This window comes from Actinomycetospora sp., assembly GCF_055612215.1.
The window spans coordinates 1-1,338 of sequence record NZ_JBVPVA010000636.1 but is presented as its reverse complement, the minus strand read 5'-3'; the positions used below and the strand labels follow the sequence as shown (position 1 = coordinate 1,338).

Annotated in this window: 2 protein-coding genes; both read left to right on the top strand. The window is 74.7% G+C overall.

Annotation, left to right across the window (positions count from 1 at the left end; all coding sequences use genetic code 11):
• Positions 1-998, top strand: a 998-nt coding sequence (gene lhgO, locus AC0CYZ_RS17410) for an L-2-hydroxyglutarate oxidase (RefSeq protein ID WP_472217565.1), incomplete at its 5' end; no start/stop codon positions are given.
• On the top strand, positions 995-1,338 hold a 344-nt coding region (locus tag AC0CYZ_RS17405; RefSeq protein ID WP_472217563.1), incomplete at its 3' end, for a GTPase. The genes lhgO and AC0CYZ_RS17405, both read left to right, overlap by 4 nt.

The window sequence follows — 1,338 nt, the reverse complement described above, 5'->3', positions numbered from 1 at the left end:
ACCGCGAGTGCGGCAAGGTCGTCGTCGCGACCGACGAGTCGGAGCTGGGCCGGATGGCCGAGCTGGTCCGCCGCGGCCGCGCCAACGGCGTCGAGGTGCACGAGCTCGACGCCGCCGGCGTGCGCGACCGGGAGCCGGCGGTGTCCGCGGTGGCCGGGCTGTGGGTGCCCTCGACCGGCATCTGCGACTACGAGGCGATGACCCGGCGGATGGCCGAGCTCGCCGTCGCGCGAGGCGCCGTGCTGCACACCGGGCGGGCGGTGCACTCGACGGTGCGGCGGCGCCGCGACGTCGTCGTGCGCACCGACAGCGGGGACCTGCTGGCCGGGCAGGTCGTGGTGTGCGCCGGGCTGCGCTCGGACGAGATCGCGCGCGCCTCGGGCTTCGACCCCGGCGTGCGCATCGTCCCGTTCCGCGGCGAGTACTCCGACCTGCGCGGGCCCAAGGCCGACGCGGTCCGCGGGCTGGTCTACCCGGTGCCCGACCCGGCGTTCCCCTTCCTCGGGGTGCACGCCACCCGCGGCGTCGACGGCTCGGTGCACGTGGGCCCGAACGCCGTCCTCGCGCTGGCCCGGGAGGGGTACGACTGGCGGACGCTGAAGGTGCGCGAGCTCGCCGGCACCCTCACCGACCCCGGGTTCCTCGCGCTGGCCGCGAAGCAGTGGCGCTACGGGCTGGGGGAGATGCACCGCTCGCTGTCGAAGGCGGCGATGGCGAAGGCGGTCGCGAAGATGCTGCCCGGCACCACCGCGGACGACCTCTACCCGCCGCACGACGTGATGCGCCGCGCCGGGGTGCGCGCCCAAGCGGTGCGCCCGGACGGGTCGCTGGTCGACGACTTCCTGTTCGTCGAGGACGGCGAGGCCGGGCGCGGCGAACCGACCGTGCTCCACGTGCTCAACGCGCCCTCGCCCGCCGCGACGGCCGCGCTGCCCATCGGCCGGGAGATCGTGTCCCGGCTCGAGGGCAAGGACGTCGAGGAAGACGGAGCCGCGTGACCACCTCCTGGGACGAGAACTTCCGGTCCGGGTTCGCCTGCTTCGTCGGGCGGCCCAACGTCGGCAAGTCGACCCTGACGAACGCGCTGGTCGGGCAGAAGGTCGCGATCACCTCGTCGCGCCCGCAGACCACGCGCCACGCCATCCGCGGGATCGTCCACCGCGAGGACGGGCAGCTGGTCCTCGTCGACACCCCCGGCCTGCACAAGCCGCGGACGCTGCTCGGGGAGCGGCTCAACGACGTGGTGCGCACGACGTGGGCCGAGGTCGACGTCGTCGGGTTCTGCGTGCCGGCCGACCAGCAGGTCGGGCCGGGCGACAAGTTCATCGTCAACGAGCT